The sequence below is a fragment of the Plantactinospora sp. B24E8 genome, from assembly GCF_039871735.1.
Classification (GTDB): Bacteria; Actinomycetota; Actinomycetes; order Mycobacteriales; family Micromonosporaceae; genus Plantactinospora.
On record NZ_JBDPMH010000005.1, the window covers coordinates 170,212 to 184,953 of the forward strand.

The 14,742-nt window shown below is 72.5% G+C and carries 12 protein-coding genes; 5 read left to right on the top strand and 7 right to left on the bottom strand.

All coding sequences use genetic code 11. The features are described 5' to 3' along the window. Positions 1-9 precede the first annotated feature (9 nt). Positions 10-1,053, bottom strand: coding sequence for an ATP-binding protein (locus ABGB21_RS10930; RefSeq protein WP_347677561.1), 1,044 nt, complete (start codon positions 1,051-1,053; stop codon positions 10-12). Between the two features lie 212 nt (positions 1,054-1,265). Between ABGB21_RS10930 and ABGB21_RS10935 the strand changes: the two genes are divergently transcribed. Together ABGB21_RS10935 and lipB are read left to right on the top strand one after the other, a co-directional pair. After that, positions 1,266-3,008, top strand: a complete 1,743-nt coding sequence (locus ABGB21_RS10935; RefSeq protein ID WP_347677700.1) for a DUF2079 domain-containing protein — start codon at positions 1,266-1,268, stop codon at positions 3,006-3,008. Between the two features lie 112 nt (positions 3,009-3,120). Continuing rightward, a complete protein-coding gene (gene lipB, locus ABGB21_RS10940) occupies positions 3,121-3,783 on the top strand; it encodes a lipoyl(octanoyl) transferase LipB (RefSeq protein ID WP_347677563.1) in 663 nt (220 codons plus the stop codon). Positions 3,784-3,822: 39 nt separating this feature from the next. Here the strand turns inward: lipB and aspS are convergent, their stop codons facing one another. After that, positions 3,823-5,184, bottom strand: a complete 1,362-nt coding sequence (gene aspS, locus ABGB21_RS10945; protein ID WP_347655271.1) for an aspartate--tRNA(Asn) ligase — start codon at positions 5,182-5,184, stop codon at positions 3,823-3,825. Positions 5,185-5,659: 475 nt separating this feature from the next. Here aspS and ABGB21_RS10950 point away from each other — a divergent pair, with 475 nt between their 5' ends. Next, positions 5,660-6,733: a lipoyl synthase gene (locus ABGB21_RS10950; RefSeq protein ID WP_347655272.1), complete on the top strand. Its 1,074-nt coding sequence runs from the start codon at positions 5,660-5,662 to the stop codon at positions 6,731-6,733. A 225-nt stretch (positions 6,734-6,958) separates the two neighbouring features. Next, positions 6,959-8,518 (top strand): NAD(P)/FAD-dependent oxidoreductase, encoded by a 1,560-nt coding sequence (locus ABGB21_RS10955; protein ID WP_347655273.1) that lies wholly within the window; start codon positions 6,959-6,961, stop codon positions 8,516-8,518. Here the strand turns inward: ABGB21_RS10955 and ABGB21_RS10960 are convergent. Together ABGB21_RS10960 and ABGB21_RS10965 are read right to left on the bottom strand one after the other, a co-directional pair. Next, positions 8,492-11,509 carry an AAA family ATPase gene (locus ABGB21_RS10960; protein WP_347677565.1) on the bottom strand — a complete coding sequence of 1,006 codons (3,018 nt, stop codon included), beginning with the start codon at positions 11,507-11,509 and terminating at the stop codon, positions 8,492-8,494. The genes ABGB21_RS10955 and ABGB21_RS10960 overlap by 27 nt on opposite strands. Further along, positions 11,494-11,670 carry a hypothetical protein gene (locus tag ABGB21_RS10965; protein WP_347655275.1) on the bottom strand — a complete coding sequence of 59 codons (177 nt, stop codon included), beginning with the start codon at positions 11,668-11,670 and terminating at the stop codon, positions 11,494-11,496. Before ABGB21_RS10965 ends, ABGB21_RS10960 begins: the two co-directional genes overlap by 16 nt. A 293-nt stretch (positions 11,671-11,963) precedes the next feature. Between ABGB21_RS10965 and ABGB21_RS10970 the strand changes: the two genes are divergently transcribed. After that, positions 11,964-12,656, top strand: coding sequence for a DUF4191 domain-containing protein (locus tag ABGB21_RS10970; RefSeq protein WP_347655276.1), 693 nt, complete (start codon positions 11,964-11,966; stop codon positions 12,654-12,656). A gap of 77 nt (positions 12,657-12,733) precedes the next feature. On the opposite strand, the gene ABGB21_RS10975 is transcribed toward ABGB21_RS10970, so the two are convergent. The 3 genes from ABGB21_RS10975 to ABGB21_RS10985 all read right to left on the bottom strand — a co-directional run bounded on the left by ABGB21_RS10975 (position 12,734) and on the right by ABGB21_RS10985 (position 14,602). Then, on the bottom strand, positions 12,734-12,967 hold the full coding sequence (locus ABGB21_RS10975; RefSeq protein ID WP_347655277.1) for a hypothetical protein: 234 nt from the start codon (positions 12,965-12,967) through the stop codon (positions 12,734-12,736). A 2-nt stretch (positions 12,968-12,969) separates the two neighbouring features. Beyond that, on the bottom strand, positions 12,970-14,043 hold the full coding sequence (locus tag ABGB21_RS10980; protein ID WP_347677567.1) for a LacI family DNA-binding transcriptional regulator: 1,074 nt from the start codon (positions 14,041-14,043) through the stop codon (positions 12,970-12,972). Positions 14,044-14,188: 145 nt separating this feature from the next. Beyond that, on the bottom strand, positions 14,189-14,602 hold the full coding sequence (locus ABGB21_RS10985) for an RDD family protein (protein ID WP_347655339.1): 414 nt from the start codon (positions 14,600-14,602) through the stop codon (positions 14,189-14,191). Positions 14,603-14,742: the final 140 nt, after the last annotated feature.

The following is a 14,742-nucleotide window of genomic DNA, read 5'->3' on the forward strand; positions in this document are numbered from 1 at the left end:
GGGTGCCGGTCAGTGGACCGGGAGTCGCGGCCCGGGTACGTACTCCGGGTCGACCTGGTTGGCGAGGTCCTCGCCGACCCGTTCGTTGGCCCAGGCCACCGCGTTGCGCAGGTGGAACTCGACCGCGTGCCGGTGGTACGTCGCCCAGTCCCGGTCCTGGGCGTCGACGGTCGCCCGGAGCGTGTCCAGGGCCGCCCGGTTGGCCGGTTCCAGGGTGTCCAGGGGCTCCGGGGCGCCCCGCTCCGCATTCCTGACGTGACGTGACCGGGTCAGCCAGGTGAGCAGGTCGGCCCCGACGTGTTCGCGGAGGAAGTCGACGTCCGAGGGATCGTCGACCTTGTTGCCGACGACGTGCACCCGGACCCCGAAGGCGCGGGCGTGACCGACGTACTGCCGGTAGACGGCGACGCTGCGCAGCGTCGGCTCGCAGACCAGGAAGGTGGTGTCGAACCGGGTGAACAGTCCGGAGGCGAACGAGTCGGCGCCGGCGGTCATGTCCACCACGACGTACTCGCCCGGGCCATCGACCAGATGGTTGAGCAGCAGTTCGACCGCGCCGACCTTGGCGTGGTAGCAGGCGACCCCGAGGTCCTCGGCGCCGAACGGACCGGTGACCGCGAGCCGTACCCCGCCCACCTCGCGGACCAGGCGGTCGTAGACCGGGTTGACGCCGTCGACGGTGAGCAGCCGTGAGCCGCGCCCCGGCGGGGTGGTCTTGACCATCGCCGCCGCCGAGGAGATCCGGGGGTTGTCGCCCCGCAGGTACTCCTTTATCTCGGCGAGGTGGTCGCCGAGCGCGGGCAGCCGGGCCGCCTCGGTCTCGGTCGCGCCGAGCGCGACCGCGAGGTGCTGGTTGATGTCCGCGTCGATGGCGAGCAGTGGCGGCCGCCCGGGCGTTTCGTCCGGACCGTCGGAACGGCCCGGACCGACCGGGCCGCCGGGATCCGGACCGCGGGTTCCGGCGGGCGGGTCGGCCGCGGCGAGGTGGCGGGTGAAGAGCGCCGCCAGGGTGGTCTTGCCGCTACCTCCCTTACCGACAAAGGAGACTTTCACGTTCGACGTCCTTTCCTTCCACGTTGAGCCATTAATCCAATTGGAAATCATTTCCATCACAGCCGTCAAGGTGCCCGGCTTCCTCGGCGTGTCGGCCCCGGGTTGGTAACCTCCGGCAGGTGCCGCTCTCCCCGCCCGCGCTCGCCGGGTCGACCCCGCAGCCCCCGCCCGCCACCGCCACCCCCGACCGACCGGGACGGCGCCGGGCGGACCTGACCGCCGCCGTGATCGCGGTCGTCGGGGCCTTCTGGGTGACGAGCGGCCTCTGGCTCGACCCGAACGGGCGGGCGATCACCGTCAACGCCAGCGACCAGGCCCTCTTCGAGTGGCTGCTGGCGTACGGCGGCCACGTGCTCAGCCACGGTCAGAACCCGTTCTTCACCGACCTGATGAACGTGCCGGACGGGGTCAACCTCGCGGTGAACACCTCGATCACCGTGTACGCGGTGGTCTTCGCCCCGCTGACCTGGCTGATCGGGCCGCCGGCGACCTTCCTCGTGGTGCTCACCCTCAACCTCGCCGGCAGCGCCCTCGCCTGGTACTGGCTGCTCTCCCGGCACCTCGTCCGGAGCACCCCGGCCGCCCTGCTCGGCGGGGTCTTCATCGGCTTCGCGCCCGGCCTCGTCGCGCACGCCAACGCCCACCTGAACTGGAGCGCCGGCTGGATCGCCCCGGTGCTGGTCTGGGGCGTGCTCCGGCTGCGCCGACCCGGCCAATGGCTACGCGACGGAATCCTGCTCGGAATCCTCGTCGCGGTCGCCTTCTCCATCGCCGCCGAGGGACTCTTCTTCACCGCACTCGCCTGCGGGGTCTTCCTCGGCACCTGGGCGGCGCACCGGTCCCGCCGAGCCGAGGCCCGCGCCGCGCTGCCGGACTTCCTGCGCGGCCTCGGGGTCACCGCCGTGGTGGCGTTCGCGCTGCTGGCGTACCCGCTGTGGCTGCACTTCATGGGACCGCAGAAATTCCACGGCACCGGCTTCGACCCGGTCATCCACGCCGAGGACATCGCCGCGTACGGGGCGTACCCCCAGCGGAGCCTGGCCGGACAGGCCGGGCTCGGCACCTCACTGGCCCCGAACCCGACCGAGGAGAACTCCTTCCTCGGCGTTGCGCTGCTGGTCCTGGCCGTGGTCTGCTTCACCGTGCTGTGGCGGCACGCCGACCCGGCCCGCCGGGCCACCCTGCGGGCGCTCGGGGTGACCGCGCTCGTCTTCACCGTGCTCTCCTGGGGCCCCCGAGTGAAGATCTTCGAGGTACGCACCGACGTGCCGCTGCCGTACGCCCTGCTCGGGCACCTGCCGGTGTTCAACGCCGCGCTGCCGTCCCGGCTCGCCCTGGTGGTGGCGCCGCTGGTCGGGCTGCTGCTGGCGCACACCGTCGACGCGCTCCGGACCCGGCCGCCGTCGCGGCGGGCCCGGGCCGGCTGGCTCGCCGGCTTCGCGGTGGCGCTGCTGCCGCTCGTACCGACGCCCCTGCTGACCGTGCAACGGGAGCCGCTGCCGGAGTTCATCACCTCCGGCGTCTGGCGGCAGTACGTCTCCCCCGGCGGTGTACTCACCCCGGTCCCGCTCACCATCGACCTGACCCCGGACGGACAACGCTGGCAGGCGTACGCCCTGGCCAACCGGCAGGGCGAGTTCGCCATCCCGTCCGGGTTCTTCCTCGGTCCCGGCGGCCCCGACGGCCGGGGCCGGATCGGGCCGGTGCCCCGCCCCACCGACACCCTGCTGGCCGAGGTGGCCAGGACCGGGGTCGTGCCGACGATCACCGATGCCGACCGGGCCGCCGCCCGGGACGACCTGCGCTACTGGCGGGTCCAGGTGGTGGTGCTCGACCCGCAGATGCACGGTACGAAGTTCCCGCTGCACCCGGACGCCGTGCTGGACGCCACCACCCAACTCCTCGGCCCGCCCGAACAGGTCTCCGACGTCTGGCTCTGGCGGGTACCGGCCTGACCGGCTGACACCGGCACGTGCCAGCCGGACCGGCCGGCTCTGGCGGGCGCCGGCCGGTGACCCCGGCCACGCGTGCTGACCCGACCCGTCGGTAGCGAACTAAGCTGGGCTGGTGAGCAGCACAATTGCCGAGCTGACCAGCATCCGCCTGGGCACCATCGACTACCTGGCCGCCTGGGACGAGCAGCGCCGGGTGCACGAGGCGGTCGTCAACGGCGAACGGCCGGACACCGTCCTCCTGCTCGAACACCCGAACGTCTACACCGCAGGCAAGCGCACCGAGCCGTGGGACCGGCCGACCGACGGCACCCCGGTGATCGACGTCGACCGCGGCGGCAAGATCACCTGGCACGGTCCGGGGCAACTGGTCGGCTACCCGATCATCAAGCTCCCCGGCGCGGACACCGGACTGCCGGTGGACGTCGTCGCGTTCGTCCGACGTACCGAACAGCTGATGGTCGACGTCTGCCACGAACTGGGGCTGACCACCGCCCAGCGGGTCGAGATCAAGGGCCGCAGCGGCGTCTGGGTTCCCGCCGACGAGCGTGGCCCAGACCGCAAGGTCGCCGCCCTCGGCCTGCGGGTCTCCCGGGGCGTGACCCAGCACGGCTTCTCCATCAACTGCGACTGTGACCTCTCCGCCTACGACCGGATCGTGCCGTGCGGCATCCGGGACGCCGGCACCACCTCGCTCAGCGCCGAACTGGGTCGCCAGGTGACCGTCGCCGAGGTCCTCCCGGTCGTCGAGCGACACCTGCCGACCCTGCTCGGCTGAGGTGTCCCAGCCACCACCAGAACCGAGGCACCCGTCCCGCTACGGGGCGAGTCGGTGCAGGTCGCGGGGGAAGGCGGTGACCTCCCGGACGTTGCCGGCGCCGACCAGCCGGGCCACCATCCGTTCCAGGCCGATCGCGAAGCCGCCGTGCGGCGGCATGCCGTACCGGAAGGTGTCCAGGTAGGACCGGTACGGTTCCGGGTCCTCGCCCCGGGCGGCGAGCGCGGCGAGACAGTCGTCGTACCGGTGCAGCCGCTGGCCGCCGGTGACCAGTTCGACGCCGCGGAAGAGCAGGTCGAAACCGTTCGAGTACGTCTCCCGCGGCCCGCCGTCCGGCGCGTCGACGGTGGCCGGGTGGGTGTAGAAGGGGCGCTTGGCCATCGGATAGCCGGTGACGAAGAGGAAGTCGGAGCCGTGCTCCGAGCGTGCCCACTCCCCCAGAGCCCGTTCGTGGGCCGGGGCGAGGTCCGGTTCGTCGGCCGGCGCCCCGGCGATCGCCAACGCCTCGGTGAAGTGCACCGCCGGGATCTCGGCCGGCACCCTCGGCGGCTCGACGCCGAGGGTCGCCAGCGCAGCCCCGGCCCGCGCCGGCAGGCCGTCGAGCATGCCGGCCAGCACGTCGCGCAGGATCCGCATCACGTCCCGGTGGTCGGTGACGAAGCCCAGCTCGACGTCGAGCGAGGTGTACTGGGCCAGGTGCCGGGTGGTGTCGTGTGGCTCGGCCCGGAACACCGGCCCGACCTCGTAGACCCGTTCCAGCACCCCGACCAGCATCTGTTTGTAGAACTGGGGTGACTGGGCCAGGTAACCGGGCCGACCGAAGTAGTCGATAGCGAAGACGTTCGCCCCGCTCTCGGTCGCCGAGGCCACGATCTTCGGGGTCTGCACCTCGACGAAGCCGTACCCGTCCAGGGTGGACCGGAAGCCCGCCACCAGGGCGGCGGAGATCCGCAGCGCGGCGGAACGGGTGGGGTGGCGCAACGCCACCGCCGCGTGGTCGAGCTGGGTGGGCAGCGACGCGGTCAGTTCGGGGCGGTAGACGTCGAACGGTGGCGGTGCCGCCGGGACGCCGAGCGGGCGTACGGTCGGGGTCACCAGCTCGACTCCGGCGGGCGCGGCGGGATTGCCGACCACCTCGCCGGTGACCTCGACCACCGACTCCTCGGTCAGTTCAGCCAGCCGGGCCCGCAGGTCGGCGTCGGTGACCACGACCTGGGCCAGGCCGGCGGCGTCCCGGACGATCAGAAACGTCACGGATTTCAGTTGTCGCCGGCGGTGTACCCAGCCGGCGACGGTCACGGTCGTACCGACCCGTTGCGGCAGGGTCGTGGTGAGAACCCGGTCGGGCGGGGTCGTGGAGCTGACCCGCTCGGGCAGGGTCGTGGGGCGGACATGTGGCACGGGAAACTCCTCGAATCGTCGCGACGCCCACGAACGGCCCTCCGTGCGCGGTACGTCGACCGGACCCCGGGGGGTGTGGGCGAGCGGGAACTCGCGGTGCCACCACACCTTCGCCGTCGGATCGACGGCCTCTTTCACAGCCCGTCACGTGGGCCGTACGGCGGGTTCTACTGGACGCCGAGACGTCGTTCTTCCCGCAGCTCAGGAGGGTCTTCCCAGCCCCGGCCGGAGATCACCTCACAGCGGCTGGTGACTCTCTCGACTCCGGTGGTCGAGGTGGTACTCGGCTCCGTCATCGCTCTGCCGGCAGCGTAGCCCAGGGCACCGGAACGGCCGCAACCGTTTTCCGTCCGCCCGTCCCGGTGCCGGGTCGAGCGGGCCGGCACCGGCCGCGTGAGTGGCATCACCCGGTTCGGTACGTGAGTCCGGTCGCCTCTGGTCGATCGGCCGACCTGGTACGCGTAGGCTCGGATTCGTGACCATCGAGTACTCCGCGCCTCCCGCCGCCACCGCTGCCGGACGGGGAAGCGTCGCCACCGCCTCGGAGAACCGCGCCAGCTCGCCCGTCGCGCCCGAGGGGCGTCGACTGCTCCGGGTGGAGGCCCGCAACGCCGCCACGCCGATCGAACGCAAGCCGTCGTGGATCAAGGTCAAGGCGAAGATGGGCCCGGAGTACACCGACCTCCGGGGCCTGGTCTCCCGGGAGGGGCTGCACACGGTCTGCCAGGAGGCCGGCTGCCCCAACATCTACGAGTGCTGGGAAGACCGCGAGGCGACCTTCCTGATCGGTGGCGACCAGTGCACCCGGCGCTGTGACTTCTGCCAGATCGACACCGGCAAGCCGGCCGACTTCGACGCGGACGAGCCGCGTCGGGTCGCCGAGTCGGTGGCCACGATGGGACTGCGCTACGCCACGGTCACCGGGGTCGCCCGCGACGACCTGCCGGACGGCGGCGCCTGGCTGTATGCCGAGACGGTCCGCCAGATCCACGCCCTGACCCCGCGCGACGGGGCGGCCGGCGGCGAGGGCGCCCTCGAGTCCCTGCCGCACTGCGGCGTGGAGCTGCTGATCCCCGACTTCAACGCCAACCCCGACCAGCTCGCCGAGGTCTTCGGGTCCCGTCCGGAGGTGCTCGCACACAACGTCGAGACGGTGCCCCGGATCTTCAAGCGGATCCGGCCGGGATTCCGCTACGAGCGCTCGCTGGACGTGCTCACCCAGGCCCGGAACGCCGGCCTGGTGACCAAGTCGAACCTGATCCTCGGGCTCGGCGAGGACCGCGCCGAGGTCTCCCAGGCGCTGCGTGACCTGCACGCCGCCGGCTGCGAACTGGTCACCATCACCCAGTACCTGCGCCCGACCCCCCGGCACCACCCGGTCGAGCGGTGGGTCCGGCCGGAGGAGTTCGTCGAGCTGCGCGAGGAGGCCGAGCAGATCGGCTTCGCCGGGGTGATGAGCGGGCCGCTGGTCCGGTCGTCGTACCGGGCTGGTCGGCTCTACCAGCAGGCCGTCGAGGCCCGCGCGGTGCCGACGCCGACCGTCGGCTGACGCCCTGCCCGGCTCGCCGGGTCCGCGCGCGCCAGCCGCCGCACCTCACTCACGCACCGCACCACGCCGTTCACCGGGCGTGTCGGGTACGCCGGAACGACCGGCGCCGGCACCCCGGTACCGGCGTCGGCGACGCGCCCGTTCCCGAACCTTCGACCGTGCTAGATTCCGGCCGTCTTCTGTCGGATACTTGCCGGCAACACGTCGAAGGTGATGAATAGAAGCATGACGGCGCCCCACACCATAATCATCGGAGCCGGCCCGGCGGGCCTGACCGCAGCGTACGAGCTGACCAAGCGCAACGCCACGGTCGAGGTGGTCGAGGCCGACGAGGTGGTGGGCGGGATCAGCCGCACCGTCGAGCGCGACGGGTGGCGCTTCGACATCGGCGGTCATCGCTTCTTCACGAAGGTGCCACAGGTCGAGGCACTGTGGCACGAGATCCTGTCCGACGAGGACTTCCTGCTGCGACCCCGGATGAGTCGGATCTACTACCGGGGCAAGCTGTACGACTATCCACTGAAGGCCGGCAACGCGCTGCGCAACCTGGGGCTGCTGGAGGCGGTCCGCTGCGTCGGCTCGTACCTCTGGGCCAAGCTCTCCCCGCCGAAGGACCAGTCCCACCTCGCCGGCTGGGTCACCGCCCGGTTCGGCCGACGACTCTTCAACCACTTCTTCAAGACGTACAACGAGAAGCTGTGGGGTGTCCCCGCGACCGCGCTCTCCGCGGACTGGGCCGCCCAGCGGATCAAGAACCTCTCGCTCTCCAACGCGGTGCTGAACGCCCTGCTGCCCAAGCGCAACCAGAAGGACATCACCAGCCTGATCGAGGAGTTCAACTACCCGAAGTACGGCCCCGGGATGATGTGGGAGCACTGTGCCGCGCACGTGGAGAAGCGCGGCGGCACGGTCAGCCTGAACACCCGGGTCGGCACCGTGCACCGGACGGCGGGCCGGGCGGTCGGGGTCACCGTCGTCGGACCGGACGGCGAACGCCGGGTCGAGGCCGACCACATCATCTCGTCGATGCCGATCTCGCACCTGGTGCTGGCGATGGACCCGCCCGCCCCGGCGCCGGTGGTCGCCGCCGCCCGAGGCCTGCACTACCGGGACTTCCTGACCGTCGCGCTGGTGGTGCCCGAGGAGTTCAGCTTCCCGGACAACTGGATCTACATCCACGCCCCGGAGGTCAAGGTCGGCCGGATCCAGAACTTCGGCTCCTGGTCGCCGTACCTGGTGAAGAACGGTCGTACCTGCCTGGGACTGGAGTACTTCCTCAACATCGGCGACGAGCTGTGGAACAGCCCGGACGACGAACTGGTCGCCCTCGGCACCGCCGAACTCGAACGACTCGGACTGGTCCGGCCCGGATCGGTGGAGACCGGGTACGTGGTCCGGATGCCCCGGGCCTACCCGTTCTACGACTTCACGTACCGGGAGAACGTCGCCACCATCCGGAACTGGCTGGCCGCCGAGGTGCCGAACGTGCACCCGGTCGGGCGCAACGGCATGCACCGCTACAACAACGCCGACCACTCGATGATGACCGCGCTGCTGTCGGTGTCGAACATCTTGGACGGGACCACGCACGACGTGTGGGAGGTCAACGTCGAGGAGGAGTACCACGAGGAACGGACCCCCGGTGACCACGGCACCGGCCGGGCCGCCCCGGTGCTGCCCCGACCGCCCGACACGACCCGACCACCGGACCCGGGACACCCAGCTGACCCAGCTGACCCGGCCGACGCGGCCGCGGTCTCATCCGCTGGTGACCGGCTCTCCTGACCCGTGTGCCAGCAGGCCGAGGCGGTGCGCGACCGCCGCCGCCTCGATCCGGTTGGCGACGTCCAGTTTGGCGATGATCCGGGAGACGTGCACACTCGCGGTCTTCGGTGAGATGTAGAGCAGTTGGGCGATCCGGCGGTTGCTGTATCCCTCCGCGACCAGGCGCAGCACCTCCCGCTCCCGCGCGGTGAGCTGTTCCGGACCGGACACCGTCCCGTCCCGCAGCCCGAGCCGCCGGCGCAACGTCGCCACCTGCTCCGCCAACGGTACGGCGGCCAACTCCGCCGCGATCCCGGCCGCCTCGGTCAGCGCGGCGGCAGCCTGCCCCCGGTCCCCCGCCGCGGCCGCCACCTCGGCCAGACCGACCAGCGTCCGGGCCAGCGGGTACGGCTGCCCGTCCGCCCGCCAGGCCGTCACCGCCTGCTGCCACCGGCTCAGCGCCGACCCCGAGCTGGTCTCCCCGGCGGGGAGTCCTGGACCGGCGGAGCCGGCGGAAAGTCCTGGACCGGCGGAGCCGGCGCCACCGGGGAATCCGGCGAAGTTGGCGAGCATGGCCGACACCTCGGCGGCGCAGGCCAGCTCGGCGGGGTAGCGGGCGGTGAGCCGGTGTGTCGCCACCGCGACCCGTTCCCACAGTTCCGCGTCGTCGGTGGCCCGGGCGACCCGGGCGGCGACGGCCAGGGCCGGCCAGCCGTACCGGGGGTAGCGGTAGAGCGGCTGGTCGAGCAGCACGTGGGCGGCGGCGAGCGCCGCCGGCAGGTCACCGGCGAGCAGCGCCGCCTCGACCCGCAGCTCGTACAGCGGCATCTCCGGCGCGAAGTACGGCCGGCGCAGGAACGCCAACGCCCGGGTGACCAGTTCCTCGGCGTCGACCCGCCCCCGGGCCAGGTGCAGCCAGGCCCGCAGCTGCAGCCAGTGGTGGCCGGTGACGCCGGGCAGGTCGAGGCGGGCGGCCTCGCCGCACAACTCGTCGGCCTCGTCCCAGCGACCCAGTGCGATCAACGCCTCGGCCTGGTTGGAAAGCAGGAAGGCACCGGTCGAACGGCTGAGCCCCACCCGCCGGGCCTCGACCATCCCGGTCGCCGCCGCCTCGGCCGACTCGGCGTACCGGCCGAGCTCGCAGAGCCCGTCGGAGATGGTGACCAGTGCGGTCACCAGGGTCTGTGAGTCGCCCGTCGTCCGGGCGAGCCGCTCCGCCCGACGCAGGTCGGCCAGGGCGACGTCCCGTCGTCCGCAGACCCAGCCGGCGGCCAGGGTGGCGGCGGTCAACGCGTCGTCCCGCCCCGAGGCCCGGGCCGCCACCATCGCCTCCTCGGCGATCCTGGCGCCCTCCTCCCGGTCCACCCGGGCCGCCTGGAAGGCGATGTCGGCGAGCAGCCGGGGCCGCCCCGGATCGTCGGTCGCCCCCACCGCCAACACGTACGCCTGCCGGACCTCGGCGCTGCCGTCCGCCTTGCCGAGGGTGCGCAGGAGTCGACCCCGCAGCAGCAGCACCCGGGCGGCCCGGGCGGGCTCCGCCGCCTGGTCCAGCTCGCCGAGGGTGGCCCGGGTCAGGGTCACCGCCCGGGAGTAGTCGCCGGCGGTCGAGGTCGCGACCAGGGTCGCCTCGAGCACACTGACGTGGTCCAGACCCAACCGCCGGTCGGCGTCCGGCACCTGCTCCCAGAGTTCCAGCACCCGCTCGAGCAGCCGCCCCTGCTCCGCGTACGCGTAGCGGGAACCGGCGGCCTCGGCGGCGGCCCAGGTGGCGGTCAACGCCCGGGGGAAGTCGTGTGCCGCGTACCAGTGGTGGGCCAGCTCGGCCGGGGCCCGGCCGTCGGCGACCAGCTGCGGCTTCGCCTCGATGGCGGCCGCGTACCGGGCGTGCAACCGGGCGTGCTCGCCGGGCAGCAGGTCCTCGTGTACGGCCTCCCGGACCAGCGCGTGCCGGAACTCGTAGCCGCCGTCCGGGTCGGCGACGACAAGTTGTGCGGCGACCGCGGCCCGCAGCGCGGCCTCCAGTTCCACCTCCGGCACCCCGGCGACCGCGGCGAGCAACTCGTGGGCGATCCGGGTGCCGCCGGCACCGGCGATCCGCAGCATTCGCTGGGCCGGCTCGGGCAACCGGTCGACCCGGGCGAGCAGCAGATCGCGCAGGGTGTCGGGCAGATCGGCACAGCCCTGCGGGTCACCGGCGGCGGCGAGCTCCTCGATGAAGAAGGGGTTGCCCTGGGTCCGGTCGTGGATCGTGTCGACGGCCCGGGCGGTCGGTTCGGCGCCGAGCAGGTCGGCCAGGACCTGGCCGGTGCCCTCCCGGTCCAACCGGTTCAGTTCCACCCGTTCCACGCCCCGTGCCCGGTCGAGTTCGGCGAGGAACGGCCGCAGCGGATGCCCACGGTGCAGCTCGTCCGAGCGGTAGGTGCAGATCAGCAACATCCGGTCCGGTCGTACCACCCGGGCCAGGAAGGCGATCAGGTCCCGGGTGGACCGGTCGGCCCAGTGCAGGTCCTCGATCACCAGGACCAGCGGCCGCTCGGCGGCGAGCCGGGTGAAGAGCCCGGCGACCAGTTCGAACAGGTAGCCCCGGTGCGCGTCCAGCACCAGGCCCGGCCCGGACTGGACCGGCCGGTCGGGGTTGTCGACCGGCCCGGTCGTGGTCAGCCGGCCCAGTTCCGGCAGGAGCCGGGCGAAGTCCCGCTCGTAGCCGTCGAACGCGGCCGGCCCGTCGGTGCGCAGGACCTGCCGCAGCGCGGCGGCGAACGGCGCGAAGGGCAGCCCCTCCTCGCCGAGTTCGAGACACTGGCCGAGCAGGAGCCGGCCGCCCTCGGCGACCGCGTACCGCCCGAACTCCTCGATCAGCCGGGTCTTGCCGACCCCGGCCTCCCCGCCGACCAGCATCGCCGCCGGCTCGTCGGCCCGGACCCGCTTGAGCGCGTCGCGCAGCAGGGCGAGTTCGGACTGACGGCCGACGAGGACGGCGCTGGCGGCGCGGGGGGTCACGAGGTCGAGCATGCCACGCCGGTACGACGGCGCCGCGACCCGAGACGGGTCCGGTTCGACCATCGCCGCCGGGACACGGACCGGGCCAGCCGGTCGGCGGCGGCCTCGGCCCGTAGGTCGTCGGCGTGCGTGTGGTGCAGGGTGAGGAGGAGGTGGGGGTCCGTGCTGAACATCGTGGTCTCCGTCCCGGTGGACTCGCTTCCTGACGATGTCGACTCTCCGGGCGAAGGTGGGCCCGGCACATTGGCGTACGACCCCATGTCGCACCGCCGGACCTCCTCAACCCCGCACCGCCGGAACCGACGCCGGGCGTAAGGTCCTTACCTCGTCCTGGTACGCGCCACGGACCGCGGCGGGCGGCCGGGGGCAGCCGGCGGACCGCGCCGGACGGCTGCTGACCGCCGGCCGGGGCGTAGCGGGCAGCCGGGGGCCAGCCGTCGCGGATCGGGCCACTAGACTCCCTCGCATGGCAAAGGCGCAGGAGAAGGTGTCGTTCGGCCAGCGGCTGAAGCAGATCGGGATGGTGTTCTCGTTCACCGCCAAACGCGACAAGTGGTTCGTGCCGCTCGCCGCCGTCGCGGTGCTCGTCCCGGTCGCGCTCACCGTGGTCGCGGTACTGCAGTGGGGTTGGTTGTGGCTGCCGATCGGCATCCTGCTCGCCCTGCTCGCCCTGCTGATCGTGCTGAACCTGCGCTCCAACGCGGCGATGATGAACGCCGCCGAGGGGCAGCCGGGCGCGGCGGCGTCGATCCTGGAGAACATGCGCGGCGGCTGGCGGGTGACGCCGGCCATCAGCTCGACCACCCAGATGGACATGGTGCACCTGGTCATCGGCCGTCCCGGGGTGATCCTGCTGGCCGAGGGGAACCCGCAGCGCACCCGCAGCATGCTGGGCCAGGAGAAGCGCCGGCTGGCCAAGGTGATCGGCACCGCGCCGCTGTACGACTACGTCATCGGCCAGGGCGAGAACGAGCTGTCGATCCGCAAGATGCGGATGACCCTGATGCGGTTGCCCCGCAACCTCAGCGGCAAGGACGTGAACTCCCTCGACCGGCGCCTCAAGGCGCTCTCCGCCGCCCGGCCGCAGCTGCCGAAGGGCGCCATCCCGAAGAACATGCGTCCGCCGAAGGGCGCCTTCCGACAGATGCGGGGCCGGTAACCTCTCCCGCCCGGCAGACCGGTCCGCCGCCAGCGGCCAGCCGCCAGCGAGACCGTCGCCGGTCACCGGGGTCAGGGTCAGGCCGAGCAGGCGGCCCGGGTGACCTGGGGCGAACCAACCGGCGCCGGGCGAGTCGTCCGCTCCGGCGTGATCCGGTCCGCGATGTGGTGCAGCGCTCCGGCGGTGACCTGACGGATCCGGGCGAGCCGGACCGGTCGGGGCTGGTCGTCCCGGACCGGCGCGTCCGGGCGGGCGGAGAGCACGTGCCGTTCGGTTGCGCCCACCGCGAGGTGGAGGCTCAGGTAGTCCATGGTCAGTTCCCTTCGACGGGGCCGGTCGAGGCCCGGCGGACCAGTTCGGTGGGGAGCAGCACCTGGCGGGCGGAGCCGTCGTCCGGTGGGTCGAGCAGCAGGCCGCCGGCGATCCGTCCCTTCTCCACCGCCGGCTGCCGGACGGTGGTGAGGGCCGCGGCGGCGGCCTCGGGAATGTCGTCGAAGCCGGTCACCGAGACATCCCGGCCGGGTCGCAGGCCGCGCGCGGTGACGGCGTCGAGAACACCGAGGGCGAGCAGATCGGTCACGGCCAGCACCGCGGTCGGCGGGTCCGACCGGTCCAACGCGTACGCCGCCGCGTACGCCCCCTCGGTCCGACTGTTCGCGCTCGCGTTGACCAGCAGCAGATCCGACCAGCCGACGCCGGCCCCGGACAGCCCGGCCAGGAACCCGCGCAGCCGCTCGCGGGTGACGTCGTACCGGATCGCGGTCGGCCCGTCCAGGGCGACCGGGCCGGTCCGCCGCTCGGCGACGAGAAAGTCGGAGACGACCGCGATCCGTCGGTGCCCGAGCCGGGCGACGTGCTCCCCGACCGCCCGGGCGGCCGCCGACTCGTCGATGCCGACGTACATCGCGTCCGGGGTCACCTCGGCAGGCCGTTCGGCCGCCACCACCGGCAGTCCCCGGGACCGGGTCGCGGCCAGCGCGCCGTGCCAGGCCGGTACGCAGTAGACGCAGAACCCGTCGACGGAGGCGTTGTGCACCGCCCGGACAGCGGCCTCCTCGTCCGCCTCGGAGATCGGGACCAGTAGCAGGTTGCTGGCGTACCGCTCCGCCGTCTCGGCCACCCCGCGCAGGAACTGCACCGCGTACGGGTCGGTGAACGCGTACGAGAGGGCCGAGGTGAACAGCACCCCGATCGAGCCGACCCGGCCCCGGCGCAGCGACCGGGCGGTCGGGTCCGGCCCGGGGTAACCGAGTTGCCGTGCGGCGTCGTGGATCCGCCGTCGTAGTTCAGGAGAGAGCTGGTCGGGGCGACTGTAGGCGTTCGAGACCGTGCTGCGGGAGACCCCGACCGCATCTGCCACGGTCTGCAGGGTCGGCTTCGGCGACACCGGGGGCACCCCTCCTTCTGTATCGATCCAGAACCCTTCTGGATCGATACAGTACCGGCCCCCGGGACCGGCACGCCATAACGTGCCGTCGATTTCTTTCCCAGTGGGCCCAGAGACCGGCCCCACCGGGTTCAGCGCTCGGGAGTCAGCGCGCCGGCTTCGCGCCCGGCATCGTCACCACGACCGAACCCACCAGCCGGTCGTGCAGGCCGCGACGGCGCTCGTCCATCAGCAGCGGCGGCACCACCAGGCTGAGCAGGATCCCCCGGAGCAGTGCCCGGGGCACTCCGATCCGCCCGCCGTCGTCGTACGCGACACAGCGCAGCCGGGAGACCCACATGCCCGGAGTCTGCGCGAAGAGGCCGACGAAGACGGCGTACTCGAGAATCAGGACCAGGACCGGCGGCCAGCCGTCGGTGACCGGGTCGGCGAAGAACGAGGCGATCATCGCGCAGAGCGCCCAGTCGACGAGCAGCGCGCCGAACCGACGGGCCAGGCTCGGCGGGGAGAAGTTCCGGTCGGCCGCGGGGGCGGCCGGGGCCGTCGGATCGTCGGTCATCGCCACGGGAAACCAGGGTATCCGCATCCGTCCGGGCCAGCTGGCGGGGCACCCGGGGCGGTGTCGCCGATCTCCAGAAAGCGCCATAAGACGCGGCGAAGCTGGCTAATAGCCCTGAATCAGGTAACATCCGCAGCGGA

Coding starts and splice junctions, on each gene's coding strand:
- ABGB21_RS10955 (WP_347655273.1), top strand. CDS start 6,959: ATGACGGCGCCCCACACCATAATCATCGGAGCCGGCCCGGCGGGCCTG.
- ABGB21_RS10975 (WP_347655277.1), bottom strand. CDS start 12,967: ATGGACTACCTGAGCCTCCACCTCGCGGTGGGCGCAACCGAACGGCAC.
- ABGB21_RS10965 (WP_347655275.1), bottom strand. CDS start 11,670: ATGTTCAGCACGGACCCCCACCTCCTCCTCACCCTGCACCACACGCAC.
- ABGB21_RS10960 (WP_347677565.1), bottom strand. CDS start 11,509: ATGCTCGACCTCGTGACCCCCCGCGCCGCCAGCGCCGTCCTCGTCGGC.
- ABGB21_RS10970 (WP_347655276.1), top strand. CDS start 11,964: ATGGCAAAGGCGCAGGAGAAGGTGTCGTTCGGCCAGCGGCTGAAGCAG.
- ABGB21_RS10985 (WP_347655339.1), bottom strand. CDS start 14,602: ATGACCGACGATCCGACGGCCCCGGCCGCCCCCGCGGCCGACCGGAAC.